Annotated in this window: 18 protein-coding genes and 1 tRNA gene; 8 read left to right on the top strand and 11 right to left on the bottom strand. The window is 52.5% G+C overall.

Features of this window, described 5'->3' with window-relative positions; all coding sequences use genetic code 11:
* Positions 1–5: 5 nt before the first annotated feature.
* The gene (locus GEI7105_RS0110310; protein ID WP_017660385.1) at positions 6–269 is read left to right on the top strand and encodes a glutaredoxin family protein; all 264 of its coding nucleotides are present in this window, start codon (positions 6–8) and stop codon (positions 267–269) included.
* Positions 270–305: 36 nt separating this feature from the next.
* Positions 306–1808, top strand: coding sequence for a UDP-N-acetylmuramoyl-L-alanyl-D-glutamate--2,6-diaminopimelate ligase (locus GEI7105_RS0110315; RefSeq protein WP_017660386.1), 1503 nt, complete (start codon positions 306–308; stop codon positions 1806–1808).
* Positions 1809–2092: 284 nt separating this feature from the next.
* On the opposite strand, the gene GEI7105_RS0110320 is transcribed toward GEI7105_RS0110315, so the two are convergent.
* Positions 2093–2179 (bottom strand) — tRNA-Ser (locus tag GEI7105_RS0110320).
* A 207-nt stretch (positions 2180–2386) separates the two neighbouring features.
* On the opposite strand from GEI7105_RS0110320, the gene GEI7105_RS0110330 reads away from it, so the two are divergent.
* Positions 2387–2755: a 2Fe-2S iron-sulfur cluster-binding protein gene (locus GEI7105_RS0110330; RefSeq protein ID WP_017660388.1), complete on the top strand. Its 369-nt coding sequence runs from the start codon at positions 2387–2389 to the stop codon at positions 2753–2755.
* 200 nt (positions 2756–2955) lie between these two features.
* Positions 2956–5433, top strand: a complete 2478-nt coding sequence (locus GEI7105_RS0110335; protein WP_017660389.1) for a glycosyltransferase — start codon at positions 2956–2958, stop codon at positions 5431–5433.
* 411 nt (positions 5434–5844) lie between these two features.
* Here the strand turns inward: GEI7105_RS0110335 and GEI7105_RS0110345 are convergent, their stop codons facing one another.
* On the bottom strand, positions 5845–6066 hold the full coding sequence (locus GEI7105_RS0110345) for a hypothetical protein (RefSeq protein ID WP_017660391.1): 222 nt from the start codon (positions 6064–6066) through the stop codon (positions 5845–5847).
* 28 nt (positions 6067–6094) lie between these two features.
* Between GEI7105_RS0110345 and recF the strand changes: the two genes are divergently transcribed.
* On the top strand, positions 6095–7234 hold the full coding sequence (gene recF, locus GEI7105_RS0110350; RefSeq protein WP_017660392.1) for a DNA replication/repair protein RecF: 1140 nt from the start codon (positions 6095–6097) through the stop codon (positions 7232–7234).
* Between the two features lie 254 nt (positions 7235–7488).
* Positions 7489–8241 carry a two component system response regulator RpaA gene (rpaA, locus tag GEI7105_RS0110355; protein ID WP_017660393.1) on the top strand — a complete coding sequence of 251 codons (753 nt, stop codon included), beginning with the start codon at positions 7489–7491 and terminating at the stop codon, positions 8239–8241.
* Positions 8242–8279: 38 nt separating this feature from the next.
* Here the strand turns inward: rpaA and GEI7105_RS0110360 are convergent, their stop codons facing one another.
* Positions 8280–9200: an NAD(+) kinase gene (locus tag GEI7105_RS0110360; RefSeq protein ID WP_017660394.1), complete on the bottom strand. Its 921-nt coding sequence runs from the start codon at positions 9198–9200 to the stop codon at positions 8280–8282.
* 198 nt (positions 9201–9398) lie between these two features.
* On the opposite strand from GEI7105_RS0110360, the gene GEI7105_RS0110365 reads away from it, so the two are divergent.
* Positions 9399–13364 (top strand): PAS domain S-box protein, encoded by a 3966-nt coding sequence (locus GEI7105_RS0110365; RefSeq protein WP_017660395.1) that lies wholly within the window; start codon positions 9399–9401, stop codon positions 13362–13364.
* On the opposite strand, the gene GEI7105_RS0110370 is transcribed toward GEI7105_RS0110365, so the two are convergent.
* The 6 genes from GEI7105_RS0110370 to fmdA all read right to left on the bottom strand — a co-directional run bounded on the left by GEI7105_RS0110370 (position 13361) and on the right by fmdA (position 18092).
* Complete coding sequence (locus GEI7105_RS0110370) at positions 13361–13987, bottom strand: peroxiredoxin family protein (protein WP_017660396.1); 627 nt, start codon at positions 13985–13987, stop codon at positions 13361–13363. The two genes, GEI7105_RS0110365 and GEI7105_RS0110370, sit on opposite strands and share 4 nt — an antisense overlap.
* Positions 13988–14393: 406 nt before the next feature.
* A complete protein-coding gene (locus GEI7105_RS0110375) occupies positions 14394–14867 on the bottom strand; it encodes an Hsp20/alpha crystallin family protein (RefSeq protein ID WP_017660397.1) in 474 nt (157 codons plus the stop codon).
* Positions 14868–15036: 169 nt separating this feature from the next.
* Positions 15037–15405 carry a hypothetical protein gene (locus GEI7105_RS29960; RefSeq protein WP_017660398.1) on the bottom strand — a complete coding sequence of 123 codons (369 nt, stop codon included), beginning with the start codon at positions 15403–15405 and terminating at the stop codon, positions 15037–15039.
* Between the two features lie 71 nt (positions 15406–15476).
* Positions 15477–15818, bottom strand: a complete 342-nt coding sequence (locus GEI7105_RS0110380; RefSeq protein ID WP_017660399.1) for a hypothetical protein — start codon at positions 15816–15818, stop codon at positions 15477–15479.
* A gap of 790 nt (positions 15819–16608) precedes the next feature.
* Positions 16609–16899 carry an FmdB family zinc ribbon protein gene (locus GEI7105_RS34745; RefSeq protein WP_026097567.1) on the bottom strand — a complete coding sequence of 97 codons (291 nt, stop codon included), beginning with the start codon at positions 16897–16899 and terminating at the stop codon, positions 16609–16611.
* 5 nt (positions 16900–16904) lie between these two features.
* Positions 16905–18092 carry a formamidase gene (fmdA, locus tag GEI7105_RS0110390; RefSeq protein ID WP_017660400.1) on the bottom strand — a complete coding sequence of 396 codons (1188 nt, stop codon included), beginning with the start codon at positions 18090–18092 and terminating at the stop codon, positions 16905–16907.
* A 1205-nt stretch (positions 18093–19297) separates the two neighbouring features.
* Here fmdA and GEI7105_RS0110405 point away from each other — a divergent pair.
* On the top strand, positions 19298–20140 hold the full coding sequence (locus GEI7105_RS0110405) for a dual specificity protein phosphatase family protein (protein WP_017660403.1): 843 nt from the start codon (positions 19298–19300) through the stop codon (positions 20138–20140).
* Between the two features lie 143 nt (positions 20141–20283).
* Here GEI7105_RS0110405 and GEI7105_RS0110410 read toward each other — a convergent pair whose 3' ends face one another.
* Both GEI7105_RS0110410 and vapB read right to left on the bottom strand, forming a co-directional pair.
* Entirely contained in the window at positions 20284–20673 is a 390-nt protein-coding gene (locus GEI7105_RS0110410; RefSeq protein WP_017660404.1) for a type II toxin-antitoxin system VapC family toxin, read from the bottom strand.
* A 2-nt stretch (positions 20674–20675) separates the two neighbouring features.
* Positions 20676–20897, bottom strand: a complete 222-nt coding sequence (gene vapB / locus GEI7105_RS0110415; RefSeq protein WP_017660405.1) for a type II toxin-antitoxin system VapB family antitoxin — start codon at positions 20895–20897, stop codon at positions 20676–20678.
* Positions 20898–21073 lie beyond the last annotated feature (176 nt).

Here is a 21073-nt window from a genome sequence, read left to right on the forward strand (position 1 = left end):
TATCCATGAATCTCATTCTCTACAGCAAACCGGGCTGTCACCTGTGCGAAGGACTTCACGAAAAACTCGTTCAAATCGATAACCTCACTGTCGAACCTCGCGACATTACTACCCGCGACGACTGGTTTCGCGCCTATCAATACGAAATTCCCGTGTTATTTTGGGTGGACGAGTCCGGCGTCGAACGTCAACTTCCTCGTCCCTCCCCGCGATCGAACGTCGCACAATTGGAGCAAATGCTACAGAAATATACTCAGATCTCTGGTTAAAACCGAACGAAACCCCTCCGGTGCGAGGACAGCTTTATGAAACTGCGAGAACTCCTCGGGGCGATTTCCCCGCAACCTGCAATTCCCGAACATCCTGCCTTAGACAGCGAAATTAAAGGACTTTCGACCAACTCCCACGCTTGCCAGTCGGGAGATTTATTTATTGGAATGCCGGGAACCCGCGTCGATGGCGGTGAGTTCTGGCAAGGCGCACTCGACGGCGGTGCAGTCGCCGCGATCGTCTCGGAGGAGGCGGCGAAAAAATATCCCCCCCAAAACAACGAATGTGTCGTCGCCGTTCCCGACGTCACTGTCGCCTGTGCCAACCTCGCCAGTTGCTTCTATCACCACCCTGGCAAAACTCTCGACTTAGTGGGCGTTACGGGAACCAACGGCAAAACCACCACCACCCACCTTATCGAGTTTTTACTGCGAGAGGCGCACAAACCGACCGCACTGCTGGGAACCCTTTACGCACGCTGGCCGGGTTTCGAGAAGGTTTCCGTTCATACGACGCCGTTTCCCGTCGATTTACAGGAAAAACTGGCGCAGGCGCGAGATGCCGAAGCCGAATATGCAGTTATGGAGGTGAGTTCCCACGCTTTAGCCCAGTCGCGAGTTCTCGAGTGCGAGTTTCAGGTGGCGGTGTTTACGAATTTGACTCAGGATCACCTGGACTATCACAAGGACATGGACGACTATTTCGCGGCGAAGGCGTTGCTGTTCTCGCCGCAGTATCTTAAAGGTCGCGCCATCGTCAATATCGGCGATCCTTACGGAGAACTGCTGTCGCAGCAAATTCCCGCAGAACGGCTTTGGACGTACAGCAGCGAGGACGATTCTGCCGATTTTTACGTCGATAACCTCAGTTACAATCCCGATGGCGTGGCGGGGACGCTGCACACCCCAGTTGGCGAGACGGCGTTCGAGTTGCCGTTGGTGGGTCAGTACAATATCGAAAATATGATGGCAGCGGTGGGGGCTGCGTTACATTTAGGCTTAGATTTATCGCAAATTGCGGCAGCACTCCCGAAATTTATCGGCGTTCCGGGGCGGATGGAGCGAGTTCAAACCGGGTTAAATCAGGATATCAGCGTCATTGTGGACTACGCCCACACGCCGGACAGTTTAGAAAACTTGCTTCATGCAGTGCGACCGTTCGTACCGGGGCGATTGATTTGCGTGTTCGGTTGCGGGGGCGATCGCGATCGCACGAAACGTCCGATTATGGGAGAAATTGCCGCGCGACTCTCGGATGTTGCCGTCGTCACTTCGGACAACCCGCGCACAGAAGACCCCGATCGCATTATCTCGGACGTTCTCGAAGGCATTCCCGAGGCGATCGATCCCTTAGTCCTTCCCGATCGCGCCGAAGCTATCCGCCATGCTATTTTACAAGCCCAACCCGGCGACGGCGTCGTAATTGCGGGCAAAGGACACGAAGACTATCAAATTCTCGGCACGGAAAAAGTCCATTTCGACGATCGCGAACAAGCCCGAGACGCCCTCGCCCTCCGAAAACAAGAGATGATGAGATGAGGGGATGAAGACAGTCGCCAGTCACCAGTCGCCAGTCACCAGTGATGAGGATGAGATGAGGGGATGGTGGGAAGCTGTAGAGCCGTGACCTGCAACCTCCCCACAATTCCCCAACGAAACGACAAAAGGCGCACCCTAGAGTGCGCCTTAACTGTCAACTAACAAACAGTGAACTAACCCTACTGCTCACTGTTCACTGTTCACTGCAAAAGGTGCGTGACACGGCAACAGCGTTGACCTGACTTCGGCAAAATTGTTTGCTCTGCGTCACACACCCGACAAAGCGGAGAGGGAGGGATTCGAACCCTCGTTAGAGTTGCCCCTAAACAGCATTTCCAGTGCTGCGCCTTAAACCGCTCGGCCACCTCTCCAAAATGGGATTATTCAGTTTTGCAGCTTTACCATCATAACAAAATTTTCGGCGAGTGGGAAGCGATCGCGCGATTTTTTCCAAAATTTTTCTAAAATGTCTCGAAGGGGACGAGTTGTCCCGAGTCTCAGATTTGTCGTACTCTCAATAAAGGACACTTCGATCGCCCCCAGTTGCGATCGCATTTTGCCTCGAGCGTTTTTAAACTATGACTCGCACTTACGAAGTTCGCATTCACCACCGCCAGACCGGAAAACACTATTGCATTCGCGTTCCCGAAAACCGCTACATTCTCCAGTCCGCCGAAAATCAAGGAGCGGAGTTGCCGTTTTCCTGTCGCAACGGTGCTTGTACGAGCTGTGCCGTGCGGATCGTATCTGGAGAAGTCCACCAACCCGAAGCGATCGGACTATCCCCCGAGCTGCGAGATAAGGGATACGCGCTGTTATGCGTGAGCTATCCGCGATCGGATCTCGAAGTCGAAACCCAAGACGAAGACGAGGTGTACGAACTCCAATTCGGCCGCTACTTTGGAAAAGGCAAAGTCCGTTTTGGAATTCCTCTCGACGATGATTGAGTTTTAGAGAGAGCAGGGGGGCTTCTTCGCCGAAAAAGCCCCCCTGTTGGGTGCATCTCAAAAATCTAAATCGATCGGAGGCAAGCTTGAGTCCCCGATCGAGCTGCGGCAACTTACTCCAGACTACCCCAGACTCATATTTTTACAAAAGTGAGATGTCCCCCTGCTCCCGATCCGCTCGTCGTATTCTAGAGTAAGTCATGACGAGCGATCGCAAAACGATGTCTTATCCGTTGGTGAGTGTCATTACGCCGTGCTACAACGGCAAATCCTTTATTCGACGTGCTTTAGTCTGCGTCAAAACTTCGACGTATCCCAATATCGAACATATCGTCATCGACGATGCCTCCACGGACGGAAGTTCGGCGTATTTACAACAGCTACAAGCAGAGTTTAAATTCACCTTCGTCAAATCTCCCAAACATATCGGTGCAGCAGCGGCGAGGAACGTCGCCATTTCTATCTCTAAAGGAAAATATATTTTACCGCTCGATTGTGACAATTATTTCGATCGCGATTTTATTGAAAAATTAGTCGATACGGCGGAATCACTCTCTGAAACCACTTCTCCGATTTATACACCGATGGTTTTGTTTGGAGATGCTCAACGGACGATCGAGGGTAAGGAGTGGTCGCTAGACTTACTTCTACAGGCACCGTTTATTAATATTTGTTCTTTAATTTCTCGTCGATCTTTCGATGCTGTAGGGGGCTTCGATCCTCGATTCCCACTGTTAGAAGATTACGATCTATTTATGTCGATGGCACTGAACGGTTTTATAGGAAAACGAGTAGCAAGCACTCGACTTTATTATAATATAAGAAAAGACAGTGTTTCCGACCACTTTAATCAGCGAGGCGGAGATTTAAAAAAGAAGAAAATTCGTCAACTTATCTTTCAAAAACATCAAGCGGAGTTCGATCGCCTCGGCCTGCGGCAACATCCCGCCGTCGTGGAAACCCTCGACAACTCTTCAGGTCTCCCGTCCGCTCCGAGCGATCCCTCAACGCCCCAACCGACACCGCTCTCTGAAGCAGAAGGGAACGTCAACGAACAACTGCTGTATTTGGTTCCCGGCGATGCGAAAACCATCGTCGAACTGGGATGCGATCGCGGGGCGTTCGGCGTGCGCTACAAGCGCATCAACCCTCACTGTACCTATATTGGCATCGACGAAAACGCCGAAGCGGTCGAAGCGGCAAAATCGCGGCTCGATCGCGCCGTGTTAGTGCCGTATTCCCAACTCGATCGCCTGGAAATTCCCCCCAACTCCGTCGATTGCGTCGTGTTCTCCGCCAACCTCGCCAATATCGTCGATGCGGTGAGACTCCTCAAACTCGCGCGATCGTGGCTCAAAGACAACGGACAACTCCTCGCCAGCATTCCCAACCCCAACCACTGGCAACAAATTCTCGATCGCTTCGCCGGAAACAGCATCAACGCCTTCGACGTAGCGACGATAAAAAAAGTCTTCGCCGCCGCTCACCTGCATATTTTCGAGATGGAACGCTGTCGCGACAGCAGCAAAGAGGCGCAACAGCTCCAAACCCAACTCAAATCGGTTTTAGATACCTATAAGATCGATCGCGCCCAATTCGCCAAACGCAGCGAAACCGCCGCCTACATCGTCCGCAGCCTCAAACTCACCCGACCCCTCAAACGGTTGCTCGTCCAAACCCTGATGATTTCGACCATGGCGAGCGATCGCGTGCGCGTGTACCAACCCGATCGCCTGTTACGCACCGTTCCCGGCGTGCGCCCCGTCTCCAAAATGTACAACGCCAGCTTAAACATCGCCTTGCCCGAAGAAGAAAAAGTCTTTATCTGGCAGCGGACGCGATTGCACAAAGACGAAGCCCCCCCCAAACAAAAGCGTCTCATCGACCACGGCTATCTCATCGTCGTAGAAATCGACGACGATCCGCGATTTTGGCCCGAACATATCGAACAGGATTTCATCACCTACCGTAGCTGTCACTGTATACAAACCTCCACCGAACCCCTCGCCGAATTTCTGCGTCAGTTCAACCCCTACGTCAAAATCTTTCGGAACCAACTTCCCGAAATTCCACCGCCTCGCCAATATGCCGACGACGGAACCGTCAGGCTCTTTTTCGGAGCGTTGAACCGCGAAGCCGACTGGCAACCCCTCATCGATGTCGTCAATCGCGTCTTAACCGAATTCGGCGATCGCGTGCGGGTGCAGGTGATTCACGACAAATGGTTTTTTAACGCCTTACAAACGTCCCATAAAGACTTCGAGCCGACTTGCGCTTACGATCGCTACCACGAATTACTCAGAGCCTGCGACGTGGCGTTGCTTCCCCTCAACCCCACCGAATTCAACAGCATGAAATCGGATTTGAAATTCATCGAATGCGCCAGTCACGGCGTCACCGTCTTAGCCAGTCCGACCGTGTACGCGCGATCGATCGTCGATGGCGAAACCGGATTGTTGTACAATTCTCTACCCGAGTTCGAGACGAAACTCCGCCGCTTACTGCAAGATACCCCGTGGCGTCGTCAAATGGCGAACAACGCCTATCGCTGGGTTCGCGACAACCGCCTACTCTCCCAACACTACCGAGAACGGTACGATTGGTATCTCGAAATGCGTTCCCGTCTTCCCGAGTTAAATGAGGCTTTACGCCAGCGGGTTCCCGAGATATTTCGGTGACGAGGTGATGGGGTGATGATGGGATGATGGAATGAGGTGAAGGAGACAATCGTAGGGTGCCGTGACGCGGACAAAAACATCGCGCCGAAATCCGGTAAATGTGATTACCGCGTCACGCACCGCGCCCCACCGAAAAATGGAGAAGACAATCGTAGGGTGCCGTGACGCGGACAAAAACATCGCGCCGAAATCCGGTAAATGTGATTACCGCGTCACGCACCGCGCCCCACCGAAAAATGGAGAAGACAATCGTAGGGTGCCGTGACGCGGACAAAAACATCGCGCCGAAATCCGGTAAATGTGATTACCGCGTCACGCACCGCGCCCACCGAAAAATGGAGAAGACAATCGTAGGGTGCCGTGACGCGGACAAAAACATCGCGCCGAAATCCGGTAAATGTGATTACCGCGTCACGCACCGCGCCCCACCGAAAAATGGAGAAGACAATCGTAGGGTGCCGTGACGCGGACAAAAACATCGCGCCGAAATCCGGTAAATGTGATTACCGCGTCACGCACCGCCTCCACCGAAACAGGGCGGACAAAAACATCGCGCCGAAATCCGGTCGAGATAACTCCCGCGTCACGCACCGCCCCCACCGAAAAATGAAACCCCTCGTTACGATCGAACATTATCAATTATTAACTATCAATTGCTTCGATGTATTTAAAAACGCTACATTTACAACAGTTTCGCAACTACCAAGAAACCTGCGTTACCTTTGGTGCGCCGAAGACGATTTTAGTCGGAAATAACGCCCAAGGAAAATCGAACCTATTAGAAAGTGTGGCGTTATTATCGACATTAAAAAGTCAGCGAGCCAACAGCGATCGCGAATTAGTCCGAGACGAAGAACCGATCGGACGAGTCAGTGGAACGTTAGAACGTATCACGGGAGAAGTTGAATTAGATGTCATTTTACGGCGATCGGGACGGCGAACGGTGTCTGTCAACAGCGAAACCTGTCGGCGACAAGTGGATTTTCTCGGACTGCTCAACGTCGTAGAATTTTCCAGTCTCGACTTAGATTTAGTACGCGGTTCCCCGGACGATCGCCGCCGCTGGCTCGATGGATTGGTGATTCAGCTCGAACCAGTTTACGCCCATTTGTTGCGGGAATACGGACAAATTTTGCGCCAGCGTAACGCCTTTCTCAAACAGATGAAAGGAAAAGGAGGCGCGGAATTCGAGGCCATGCGATCGGTGTTCGACTTACAGCTAGCGACAGCGGGGGCGAAAGTGATGCGGCGGCGCTGGCGAGCCGTGCGACGGTTGGCTCCCCTCGCGCAAAAGTGGCATCGTGATATTAGCGGACAAACCGAAGTATTATCCGTTGAATACGCGCCTCACGTTCGCGATATTGCCAATTTTAACGATGCAGAAGCCGTTCGTCGGGATTTTCTAACCCAGCTACGCGATCGCGCCGTTCCCGAACTCCATCAAGGGAGTACCCTCGTCGGACCGCATCGAGACGAAGTATATTTAGCCATCGATCGCACCCCCGCACGACAGTACGGCTCCCAAGGACAGCAACGAACCCTCGTCCTGGCCTTGAAACTGGCCGAACTGCAACTGATCGAGGACGTTGTGGGAGAACCCCCCGTACTGCTTCTCGACGACGTACTCGCCGAACTCGACCTCAACCGACAGAACCAACTGCTCGAAACCATCGAAGATCGTTTCCAAACCCTGATTTCCACCACGCACCTCGGCGCGTTCGACGCTCAGTGGCTGCACGCCTCGCAGATTCTCTCGGTATCTGGAGGACGGCTGAGTCCGACCCCCGAACCCGTGACTTAGCTTCGAGGCAATGGTTAAGCTGAGTTAAAAAAGTTTGGAAAAATTTAAAATTCTCACGAGTCTCGTTACGAAGTGAGAATGGTTGCCTATAATCAGTACAGGATTCTTCGCATTCAGTAACAGTTGGCGTAACAGTTCGCGAAGAACCTTCACAAAAGCGAGTTCGTAGTACAGTCGGCCGAACCGACAGTCAGACGACGACGCGATCGCACCTGCGAATCTTTCACACACCCGCTCGTAAACATTGATTAATGATGCCTCGGATACTCGTTATCGACGATGACCCTTCAATTTCGGAACTCGTCGCCATTAACCTGGAAATGGCGGGCTACGAAGTCAGCCAAGCTAAGGACGGTGTGAAAGCACAAGCGCTAGCCATGCAGCTCGTCCCCGATCTCATCGTGTTGGACTTGATGCTCCCTAAAGTCGATGGATTCACGGTTTGTCAACGGCTGCGCCGAGACGAGCGCACGGCTGACATTCCCATTTTGATGTTGACGGCTCTCGGACAAACCCAGGAAAAAGTCGAAGGCTTTAACGCTGGTGCTGACGACTACATGACCAAACCCTTTGAAATCGAGGAGATGTTGGCGAGGGTGCGGGCGCTGTTGCGACGAACCGATCGCATTCCCCAGGCCGCCAAACACACGGAAATCCTCAACTACGGACCGCTGACGCTAGTTCCAGAACGGTTCGAGGCCATCTGGTTCGATAAAACCGTCAAACTGACTCATTTAGAGTTCGAGTTACTGCACTGTTTGCTACAGCGTCACGGTCAAACGGTCTCTCCAAGTGCCATCCTCAAGGAAGTCTGGGGCTACGATCCCGACGACGACATCGAAACCATTCGCGTTCACATCCGACATCTGAGGACGAAAATGGAACCCGATCCCCGCCATCCCAAGTACATCAAAACGGTGTACGGAGCGGGGTATTGCTTGGAGTTACCGGGAAACCAGTACACGGAAGAGGAAGAAACGGCATCGACCGAACCCTCGCGTAGCTAACCTCTGCGGTGTAGCAATTCGGGGCGATCGCGTATCGTTCAGTTGCGGTGGTTGTTGTTGTAGTGAATGCGAGCGCCAGCCCAAAGCAGTTTGTCTCGTAACGTCCCGAAGTAAGAATAGTCTTCTCGTAGAATGACGAACTGTGCCATACAGTCGGCCATACGCACGTCAACGCGCTGTCCGGGCCAGATCGCCGTCGCGAGAGCGCCGTCCATCCAGAGCTTCGTGTTCAAATCCCGGTCTTCTAGCGGCCAGATACTGACGACCGAACCCGGAGGAAGGACGAGGGGACGACTCGACAAACTCAAAGGACAAATCGGGGTGACGGCGATCGCGTTCATACCGGGATGGACGATCGGACCGTTAGCAGACAGCGTGTAACAAGTCGAACCCGTGGGCGTCGCCACGAGCAGACCGTCCCCCTGATATTGATCGACGATTTCGCCGTCGATTTCCATTTCTAAGATCGACGTGAGCATTCGATCGATCGCAGCGGGTTTGATACACATTTCGTTGAGTGCCAAATAGCGATCGCTGACGGGGTCTTGATTGGAGCGATCGCCCTCGTAAATCGCCGCCTGCAACATCATGCGACGCTGTAAGGCGAATCGATCTTCGCTAAGACGATCCCAAACCCCCTCCGTATCTTGAAAAATCTCGAGGGGTTCGGTCAAAAACCCTAAATGTCCGCCGACGTTCACCGCCAAAACGGGAATTCCTTCCGGCGATAAATGGCGGGCGGCCGTCAACGCCGTACCGTCTCCCCCCAGTACAATGCCCAAATCGATTTTTTGCGTCGAAGAGGCTAAAAACACCGGATAGGGGTTATCCTTCGGACCGCTAGGCCCCAGTAAAACATGACAGCCGCGACGCTCGAGCTGCTTGGCACAATCTTCAGCCCAGCGCTTGCTCGTGGTGTCGCCTGCTTTGTGGGCGATGATAACTTGTTTGAGCTGCACGATAGTTGTCGCGAAACGTCCCGATCTGTCCTATTATCCTGGCTTGTCTCGAGCGGTGCAATTCTCTGCCGCTCGTTTGGCGAGGACACAACATGATTTCTTGACAGTCGGCTCGCTATTATATTAAGGAGTTCCGTTCAAGCCTTGTCGCAGCACGATCGCCCAACTTAGAGAGCCGTTCGACATAGCTCTAAACTCGTGAAGTTGACGTTCTTCTCTTTCCCAGGCTCGAAACGACCGGTCTCAGTTTCTCTGCGAGCAGTTCTCGTCGTTCCGTTTCTCACCCAAATTCTGCTGACGGTCGGTCTGACGGGGTACTTGTCCTTTCGCAACGGACGGCGAGCCGTCGAAGACTTAGCCGGACAACTGCTCGATCGCGTGGCCGTCCAAGTGCGCGATCGCCTCGAGACCTACCTTCACAATCCCCATCGCATCGTCGCCAAAAGCGTTCGCCAAATTCGCCACGGCCATCTCGATCCCGACGACCTCGACGACCTCGAACATTACCTGTGGCACGAACTCACAACCTTCGATCGCGTGACCAGCGTTCACTTCACCCGCTCGAACGGGCAATGGTTGGGAGTCGGCCGCGACCTGACCGGCACGATCTTACCGCCGAACACCATCGGTCTGGCCGAAATTCGCCCGTCCGACCTCAACACCCGTACCGAACATCTCCTCGACAGTCGAGGCCAGCGCGCTATCCCCCTGCGCTCGATCGCGAGTTCCGATCCCCGCTCTCGTCCTTGGTATCGCAGCGCGATCGCTTTCGACAAGCAGGTATGGACTGAGATCTTCGCTTGGCAAGCGTTTCCCCTGGCCGGACTCACCGCAACCGCCCCAGCCTACAACGAAACGGGCGACTTCGTCGGCACGTTCGCCGCCGACGTAACCCTCTCAGAAATCAGTCACTTCCTCGAACAACTAGACTTTTCCCCGTCGGGAGAAGCGTTTGTCGTCGAATCCTCGGGCAATCTCGTCGCGAGTTCCACCCTCGAACGTCCCTATCTCAACGTGACCGACAAGGGATACTTAATGCGACTTCCAGCCATCCAAAGCCGCGATTCCTTGACCCGCTCGACCGCGCGGTATCTCGTGCGGCAGTTCGGTCGTTTCGACGAGATCTCGACCCAAAAATCCTTCCGACTGACTTGGAACGACCGACGCCATTTCGTGCGAGTCACGCCCTACCGCGACGAATACGGTCTGAATTGGGCGATCGTCGTCGTCGTTCCCGAATCGGATTTTATCGCGCAAATCCAACAAAACACCCGTACCACCGTGGCGTTGTGCGTCTTAGCTGGGGCGATCGCCACCGTTCTTGGCCTGCAAACGGCTACCTGGATTGCCCGGCCGGTGCGACGACTCCAACAAGCCAGTCATACCTTAGCCGAAGGACACTGGAAACAGTCCTTCGAGATCGCAACACCCATCGCCGAACTGCGCGACCTCGCCACCTCGTTCGATCGCACCGCCTTACAACTGCAACGGTCGCTAAAATCGACGCAAACGGCACTTCAAGAGTCGGAGACCAAATTTACCAAAATTTTTCACAGCAGCCCCGATAGCATTGCCATTTTGTCCTGGCCCGAGGGACGGTATCTCGAGGCGAACGACGCGTTTTTACGAGCGAACGGCTACCGTCGAGAAGAAGTTCTCGGGAAAACCACGTCGGAATTGGGATGGGTGGTGCGGTGCGATCGGATCGACGAGGCACAGCAAGCATTAGAAAACGACGGATCGCTGCAACTCCTCGAAGTCGATACGCGCATCAAATCGGGCGAGATCCGAACCTTTCAAGTGTCGGCCGAACGCTGCGACATCAACGGACAGTCTTGTCTCGTCAGCATCTCGCGGGATATTACCGATCGCAAACGCGCTGAAGCAGCCCTTCGTCAGAGCGAAAGACAGTTTCGCAGCGCCTTCGATACGGCTGCGGTGGGCATGGCACTCGTCTCCCCCGAAAACAAAATTCTCAAAGTCAATGCTGCCTTGTGCCAAATGCTCGGCTACAGCGAGACGGAATTACAAGCCCTGACGGTGAAGGATGTCAGCGCCCCCGCAGATCTCGACACCGATCTTCAATATACCCGACAACTCCTCAACGGCGAAATTGCCTATTACCATCTCGAAAAACGCTACGTTCGCAAAGACGGTGGCTTAGTCTGGGGTATGCTGAGCGTCTCCTTGGTTCGAGACAGTCAAAACCAACCGCGTTACGTCATTGCCCAAGTTCAAAACATCACCGATCGCAAATTAGCCGATCTCGCCTTACTCGAAAGCGAACGCCGCTACGCGACCCTCACTGAAATTTCTCCAGTCGGTATTTTCAGGGCAGACCCTCGCGGCGTTTGTCGCTATGTCAACCAACACTGCTGTAGGATGTTAGGTCGCTCTGCCAGCGAGCTGTTCGGTCAGAACTGGTCTGAAGCTTTGCATCCCGACGATCGCGAGGCCGTTCTCGAGGCGTGGCAGCGTGCAATGACCACTCACAGCGTTTTTCAACTTGAATACCGATTTTTGCGTCCAGACGGACAAACGGTGTGGGTATGGGGTCAGGCGGCGCCGGACTTCGACACCCACGGCCGACTGACGGGCTTTGTGGGAACCCTCACCGATATTACCGATCGCAAACACGTCGAAGTGGCTCTGCAACAGGCCAAGGACACGGCCGAGGCTGCCAATCACGCCAAGAGTACCTTTCTGGCGAATATGAGCCACGAGCTGCGAACGCCTCTCAACGCCATTCTCGGCTTCGTGCAGCTCCTGCGACTCGATGGCGATACGACGCCGAGCCAACGGGAACGGCTCGATATTATCAATCGCAACGGCGAGCATCTGCTGGAGCTGATTAACGACGTTCTCTCGATCTCGAAAATCGAAGCCAATCGCCTCACCCTCGATGTGGAAACCTTCGATCTCGATGCCGTTCTCGATCGCCTCCGAGACACGTTCTCACTCCAAGCGCGATCGAAACACCTCGCCTTCGAGATCGAACGCACCGCCGACGTACCGTCTTCGCTCCGCACCGATCGCCGCAAACTCGAGCAAGTTCTCACGAACCTCCTCGGAAACGCTTTTAAGTTTACTGAAACTGGAGGTGTCGCCTTGCGCCTGTGGTGCGAAACGTCCGACTCACAGTCCGAACGGCTCGGGTTCGAGGTGGCCGATACGGGATGCGGTATTGCCCGAGAGGAACTCGCCGCCGTGTTCGAGCCGTTCGTCCAGGCCGAAAGCGGACGGCGATCGCAGCAGGGGACGGGGTTGGGATTGCCTATCAGTCGCCGTTTCGTTCGATTGATGGGGGGAGATATGACCCTGACGAGCGAGCTGGGCTACGGAACCCGAGTTCGCTTCGAGATCGCCTTCGATCGCGCGAGCGACCCTCAGAATGGGCGATCGCCAAACCGCCTCGACGGAAAACTTCCGGTAGCTTCGCGATCGCGCGGTTCCGTTTATGCTTTAGCGCCCCACTGCCGGAAATATCGAATTTTGGTGGCTGAAGACACCTCAGACAACCGACTCTTGTTGTTGCAATGGCTTGCCGCTGTGGGATTCGAGACCCTCGAAGCCTGCGACGGAGAAGTCGCGGTTTGTCGGTGGCAACAGGACGCCCCCGATTTGATTTTGATGGATTTACAAATGCCTCGAGTCGATGGATACGAAGCTACGAAACGCATTCGCGCCCTCGAACGCAGTTCTTATCCTCGGCGGCGGCGAACCCCCATCCTGGCTACGTCAGCCCATGCGTTCGAGTCGGAACGCCGCGACAGCCTCGCCGTCGATTGCGATGAATATATTCGCAAACCGATTACTGCGACGGTTTTGTTCGCCACGATCGCCCGTTACCTGAACGTAGATTATCTTTATGAGGAGTCCGAACAGATGGGAGAGTCCGTCGAATCGAGCTTCTCAGATCCCGAACGATCGCTCGAAGCGATCGCCACGATGCCGCACTCCTGGGTACAACAGCTCGATCGCGCAGCGGCGATCGCGGACGAGGCGCAAGTTCGTCAGTTACTCGCCGCCGTGTCCCGAGACGGTCTCGACGAAGAAACGGCCGCGCTGCGAGAGGATTTGGTTCGCGAGATGACCGAACTCGTAGACGATTTTCGCCTCGATGTCGTTCTCGATCTCCTGCAACCGTTTCGCGATCGAGCCTAGGACTGAAAATTTTCGGACGGATGTTCTCTCTCGGCTTCTACGGTGTTTGTCGTGTCCTGGGAATCTGCCACGCTCTCGGCTTTTTCTAACAACATCTCGGTGGGAGCGTTCGGTTCGAGGAAGGAAAACAGGTGTTTGTAACGCAACTTACCCTGACGATCTAAGACGAACTGGGCGGGTAACGGTGCGCCGAGGGCTTGTCCGACCCGGTACGCCCGAAAGACGTTACAGTCAGAATCGCTCAACAAAGGGAGTTTCAAGCCTAAATCCCGCACGACGATCTGACTTTGGCGCTCGTCGATGCTGGCGATCGTGAAGACTTCTACGCCGAGTGCTTGGAACGTTTCGTACTGCTCGTTCAGTTGAACGAGGTGGGGAAAACACAGGGGACAGTATTGTTTTTCGGTGAAAATCCGTGTAAATGCCAGAACGACCGGCTGTTTTCCTCGATAGTCCCGCAGGCGAACGCGACGTTGGTTGGTGATGTCCGGTAACTCGAAATCTGGAGTCGCGACTTCGTAGTAAGACTGGTTGGTGGCGGGAAAGGGGAGGAAGTTTTTAAAAAAACGAGGGTTGAGTAAGCCGCGAAAGTCTGTCGAAGTGAGTCGGATTGATTTCAACATGGTGAGTTCCCTATCTGTACCCGATCGCTCGGCAGGCGATCGATGGTCTGGTTTTTTTTATTTGTTTTAATACGATTTTGGCAAAATAACGAGGGGCGTGGCATCGATTAAAAAAACAATTCAAGGAAACCCCGGTGCGATCGCCGCTCGTGAAGATAACGGGAGACCCCTTAGAGGTTCATGTTGGAAAACCGAAAAAGGGAACGGGAAATCTCCCGCACCTAACGCACCGCACTCTTTCCAGGTGGGAGAGAAAACCGATCGATTGGGTATCGACACACGCACCAAAAAAACACCCGCTGGATGCGGGTGTATCGAACTCAATTGCGATGCAGGTTAAATCTGTTTCGAGTTATCTCTGTTCTCGACGTTCTACTTCAGCAGCTTGACACGATGGCGGTTTCTCTTAGCCTTCGGTGGTTTCTGCTTTGATTTGTTTCGGTTCTGGGGTGTCGAGTAAATTCACTTTCACCACGCGATGAACCGCTTCGGGAGCTTTCGGTAACATCAGCGTCAAGATACCATCTCGATATTCGGCTTTTACGTCGCTGTTGGTGATGGGTTCGGGTAAGTCGATCGTGCGGCGGAATTTACCGATCGGAAATTCGCTGTAAAAGCGATGTTTGTCGTCTTTGGGTTCCCGTTTGCGATATTCACCGGCGATCGAGACTTTGTCGCGGGTGACTTCAATGTCGAGATCGTCGCGATCGATCGCTGGAACTAACGCCCGTAATAGAAACGCCTCGGGACGTTCTTCGAGTTCGACGGCGATCGACCAGTTTCGAGAATTGTTTTCTCCAGAAACTTCGTTAAAAACGCGATTGAGTTGACGTTCGATGCGATCGAGTTCTTCAAAGGGATTGACGGTATAGAATCGCATAACTGCCTCCTCTAATTTAGGCTGTGTTTCTTTCTCTATTAGCTGGTTTTCTGCGGACAGTTTTATTGTGCGATCGCACCGCTCGAAATGAAAATGCAGACAACCGTACTTTACTAGGAAACTTGCCGAAATTCGGTTCGCCTCACTCGAAATTCGGTTCTCCGAAATCTCAACGTCCGTAGGGACAAATCTGACAGGCGCGTGCGGCGGCTTCGGGTGCGATTTCCGTCCGTCGTGCGTTGAAGCCGGGGCTTCCGTCGTAGTCGATATCGTCGTACAGCACTCCCAACACGCACCGCCGAATCTCGAGGGCTTGTCGTCGAGTCCGAACGCCTTGACACGCCAACGCCGCAGATGACTGACTGACGATGGTGCGCTGGGTTTCAAAGCCCGGATCGCCGTTGTAGTCGATTTCGGTGTACAACAAGCCGTTGAGACAGCGTCTGACTACGTCTTCGCGGTTTTCGGCGAGGGTGGGAGAGATCGGGGTGAGGGGAATTCCAACAATCGTTAAAAGGACGAGGATGAAGCGTTGCATGGGGATCGAACTGGCCTTTGAGACGATTGACGTTTCGATCGCGTCAAAGGTTTCGTTCTGTTTGCGATCGCTTAAAACAGCAACTCGAATTCTTGGCGAAGTCGGTTGTAATTGGCAACTCGTCCGACGACAATACAGTCGTCTTCCGATTTTTGAAAGATCGTTTTCCAATGGCGAACTCGCTCTTCGCGTTCGAGCCAAAAATTGACGATCGCCCGGACGACTTCGTCCCAATCCCAATCGGGCTTTTCATGGACGAGTTCCATCGATCGCACGAATCCATCTAAGCTACAGTCGTAACTTCCGAGATAAGCTCGGCTGCGTTTGGGATTGTTTTCGTGTTCTTGTTGGTGGTTGAAAAAGTTTAAAACCGGGGTGACGGTCACGATTTCAAAATCAAAGGTGTAGGTCATAGCCACGACAAAAACGAGACTGTGGAAACTGCGATCGCCAATCTTTTAAAGGGAGCGATCGAGACCGTTGGGCTTTAGCACTTCGAGACGGAGAGTGCTAACCTCAAAACAAAAAGGGTGCGAGTTGTCCTCACACCCCACTTATGGCACAGATTGACGTTTCCAAGCTTACGGGTTCGTTCGTACACGGTCTCGAAAATCCAATTTTCGATCGCTTTCTGCCATTGTACTCAGTCTCGCGATACGCAACTGTTTGCGAGCAACAGTTGTAAAAAAAATTTACGATTTCTAGTCGCTAAAACATAAAAATAAAATAAAAAACGTGGCGTTAACTGCCACGCTAAATTGACGCTCTCCCCCCAACCCTAGCGGGTATGGTCGGAGATTCCTGTTTCACTGGCTCATGCCTAGATAAACGAGCAAGCCCGAATACCCCCGGTCAGAACGCCTTCACAGGCTGTTTGTTTAACGTCCACGATGCGCCCCACCGCAGACATAAGCGAGAATCAAATTCTCTTGGCAACACCAACTGGCGATTTTGTGGTTTACCTCCACCACGGGTTTTTCGGGTGTTGCGAACCATACCCTTAGGATCTTAAAGACCGTTTCCGGTAAGGCAATTTTACCAGTTTGTTCGTTTCGGCGCTATCCCCTTCTCTCGCTATCGCATTGTTCGGGGGATGCACCGAAACTCACCGCCGCTTCACCACCAACCAAGCCTATTGGCTATGGTTGGAGCGCTGCGACGAATCTTGGTAGGAGATATAAAGGAAGGAAGTCCGAGCGATCGTCAACTCGAAGGATATCGCTGGGGAGCATGTCCGACCATCCACGGACGCCCGCTCTGAGACGGTTGGTATCGCGACGGTGTCGGTTCTCGTTGCGCCTTCACCACTCGCGGTTCGGATGTTGAGGACTTAGAACTCAGAGAACCCGCATTGAGATTCACCATAGGCGGGGAGAAAATGCGTTGTGCGATCGCCTCACATTGAGGACAGTTCACCGGAGTTTGACGTTCGGCGATGGTACGCCACGCTTCAAACTCGCCACAACGGGCGCATCGATATTCGTACAAAGGCATATAGATTAGCTCGGTAAAATATCTCGATCGAAAATGGCAGTCGGAAGGGCTAACGTACAGCAAGCGTTGGGAATATCGACAATACCGCTAATACGACCTTCGACGGGGGCGCAACTGAGGAGTAAATAAGCTTGTTCGCCGGTAAAGCCAAATTTCTTCAAGTATTCGATCGCGTTGAGACAGGCGCGACGATAGGAAACGTGAGCGTCGAGATAGTACTGTTCGCCGCTGAATTCATCGACGGAAATGCCCTCGAAAATCAGATATTCTGAATAGTGCGGTTCGACAGGGCCGGGCTTGAAAATCGGGTTGACCATGCCGTATTTTTCGACACCACCTTTGATAATATCGACGTGGAGGTCGATGTATCCCGACATTTCGATCGCGCCGCAGAAGGAAATTTCACCGTCACCTTGGGAAAAGTGAATGTCTCCCATTGACAGTTTCGCCCCGTCCACGTACACCGGGAAGTAAATCCGAGAACCTTTCGAGAGGTTTTTAATGTCGCAGTTTCCACCGTGTTCGCGAGGGGGAACGGTGCGGGCCGCCTCGGCCGCGACGCGATCGAACTCGGAACTCGGCAACGTGCCTAAAATGGCTTTGTCGGGGTTGGGAAGTGCTGCCAGGGGCGGAATTTGCGGTTTCCACGGCGGACCGCCTTTATCGACTAAGGCTTTTTCGCGACGGTTCCACTCGGCGAGGAGTTCGTGGGAGGGAGCGCAGCCAATTAAGCCGGGGTGAGTAATCCCGGCAAAGCGGACGCCGGGAATATGTCGAGACGAGGTATAAATGCCTTGTAAGTCCCAAATGGCTTTCGCGGCTTCGGGAAAGTGATCGGTGAGGAATCCGCCGCCGTTCTCACGGGCGAAAATTCCGGTGAATCCCCATTCGTCGCCGGGTAAGGCTCCGATGTCGAGTAAATCGACCACGAGGATATCTCCGGGTTCTGCACCGTTGACGTGAATCGGACCGCTGAGAACGTGAACGACGTTGAGATCGACATCGCGAATGTCGCTAGGATCGTCGTTGTCTTTGATTTGTCCGTCTGTCCAGTCTTTGCATTCGATGCGGAATACGTCGCCGGGATTGACGGACACGACGGCAGGAATGTCCGGATGCCATCGGTTGTGACCCGGAAGTTCCTGTTCGTTCATCGGTTTGGTCAAATCGACTTTGAAGAGGGTTTCTGGCACGATCGTCCTCTGGTGGTGTGGTCAAAACAATGGCAGTTTTTTGGGTGCGCGAAACTGCGAGAAAACGCGATCGCGTTCCCCAAGTGGCTGTTTCGGTCGGAAATCTCGATTCTCAATCGATATCCGTAAGAAAAGTCAGAAAAAACTGAGTTTAGACAGAATTTAACATAAAGGGTCTGTCGAGAACGATCTTGTTACTTTTGTTACGAAATGGCGATCGAAACCGTTCACAGCGATCGCAAAAAATAAGAACGATTCTCAAATAGCGTTATTCAATTTTGAATTAAAAGCATTTAATAATGATAACGATTATATAAACTCAAAAGATTTGTTAAGATTTGAGGACAATTCTCGAGAGGCGATCGCTCGAAAACTCCTTAAAACTTCCTTAAAAATTCTCAAAAAAATCGTTTTGAGACTCTCAACTGCTCGAGTTTTCGTCTAGAGACAATGCTGCTCACACCTTTCGTCACGATCGACGGGTAAACCTCGATCGCCGCAACTCCAAAAATCCGCGATCGCGAGGTGTTGGGTATTGTCTGAAACTGCGATCGCGAAAGTCTCGCGAGGAGAGTCACTTACAATAAACGTTTCGATCTCGCATTGCGTAACCTCAGAGATCGAGACTTGCCAGATCGTGGGAAATGCCAAAACTCTCTGTCGTCAGATTATTCGCAATAAATTACTGGATGGACTCGAACTTGTAGTAAAATATAAATTGCAACATACTTTTCAATAAAAACGTTCGCTCTGTTTTGTAAAATTGTATTTTCTTCGATCTTTTATCTTGACAGTATATGACATATTTTTTGAAAAAATATGTTTTTTGTGTCGTCGTTTAAAGGACAATGAAAATTACATCATCTCAAGTTCTATTGTCTTTGCAAGCTGTTTTGCAAACAGTCAGAGATACAGATTTTCGTATTTAGGGTGGTGTAACAGAGTGTTGAAGGGGTGCATCTCAAAAATGTAGATTCATCGAATTGGGCGCACTCAATTTCCAGATCCCCGGCATCTTGGAGATGCCGGGGATCTTATACCGGAAGTGCTAATCGGGAATTTTGCCACCCCAAACTGATGTTTTTGCACTCATTGAGATGCACCCGTGTTGAAGTCGGCGATCGCCCTGTTCAGTTGAAGTTTTAAGTTTGCAAGATCGATCGGTTTGCTAACCTAGAGAAACGAAATACGATCGCTCGACTGCCATGTCAGAAACTTCCCACTTCAGCTTCGCTGAAATCGTCGAACTCCAACCGCCCCTCAACGATCGCCTCACGCGGTATATGTTAGAAAACTTCGGCGTTACCCTAAAACTCCGCAGTCCTCACCCCGTCGAAACCCTGCAAGTACAACTGTGGACGAACGCGCACAGCAAATATAACAGCGAAGGAAACTGGCACGCGATCGACCTTCCCTACAAAACCACCCTAAACGACGTTCACTCGTTTGAAGGAGGATTTTTCCCCACGAGCCAGGGACAATACGAATACACGTATCGCCTGCGTGTCGAGGACGATATGGAGTCGTGGCAATGGTTGGGACTTCCCCCGCACAACGGCAAACTGCACATCAAAGCGCCCTCAGAGGCGATGCCTTGGACGCAAGGACCGAGTTGCGTGGGCGTTTTACCCCGTCTTTACATCGGGAACTACATCGCCGCCTCCCAAGCCGACAAACTGGGAGTCGATGCCGTGTTGAACATGGCGGAAGAACTGACGTTGACGTATCCCCCCGAAGCCGATATCGCTTACTGCAAACTAGGAACCGCCGACGGCGCACAAAATCCTATCGACGACGAACTCCTCGAAAAAGCCATACACTGGATCGACGATCGCCTTACCGAAGGTCGGCGCAAAATTTTAGTCAACTGTCGCGCGGGAATCGGTCGCAGCGGTTCGGTGATGGTAGCCTATTGCTTTGCGAAACACCCCGACTGGACTTACGTGGAAACAGTGGAATTCGTCTGGAGTCGCAAGCCGAGTATTTACCCCCACCGCCAGTTACAGGAGAGTTTAGAGCGACTGTTTCCCCGTCAGGTGAAGCGATGAGGAGATGAGGTGATGGGGAGATGGGGGGGTGAGGCGATCGCAGGGTGCATCTCAATTTCGTAGAACGACCCCTCCGCCTTCGGCTCCTCCCCGTGGGCTCGGGGAGGAGGGGTGGGGTTCCGAATCGCCAAAGTGCATCTCCTTTACGACGACCATAATCGCTGAATATCGTAAGCCTCAAAAGCTGGATCGCGACTCATCAAAACTAAGGAACGATTCATCGCCTGTGCGACTAAAATGCGATCGAACGGATCTCGATGATGTAGGGGTAAATGAAGATAGCGTTCTGTATCGGAGAAGGTGATGGATAAAATCTCGATTTGGAGTTGTTGCAACACTCGCCCTAAATCAGAAAATGAATTTTGTAAGCTCAGTTTTCCTAAACCAAGCTTAATTGAAATTTCCCATAAGCTGGCGATACTGAACCAGAGCGTATTACTCGTATCTTCGATCGTTTCTGCTGCTTGACGACTTAATTTTTGGCTGTTCTGTAAATACCAGAGTAAAGCATGAGTATCCAGTAGAATATCCATGTTTACATATAATATTTTAAATCTTCGAGAGGTTCGTCGAAGTCATCAGACATCCAGATTTTCCCTTTCCAAATTCCCAGCCCACCTCGCTTAGACGTTTTTTCGACTTGAGGAAACTCCCGTGTATATCGACTTGCGAGAAATTCAGTATAGTCCAAAACCGCTTGCTTGACGGATTCAGGCAGTTTTTCGAGGTTTTGTAAAATCTCAGTTTCGATAGTCATTATTGACTTTATTTTACATTAACAAAAGTGTAGTGTAGGGTGGGCAATGCCCACCGACCTATAGGGTGCATCTCACTTTTGCAAAAACATCAGTTTGGGGTGGCAAAATTCCCGATTAGCACTTCCGGTATAAGATCCCCGGCATCTCCAAGATGCCGGGGATCTGGAAATTGAGT

The organism is Baaleninema simplex PCC 7105, from assembly GCF_000332355.1.
GTDB lineage: Bacteria > Cyanobacteriota > Cyanobacteriia > Cyanobacteriales > Geitlerinemataceae > Baaleninema > Baaleninema simplex.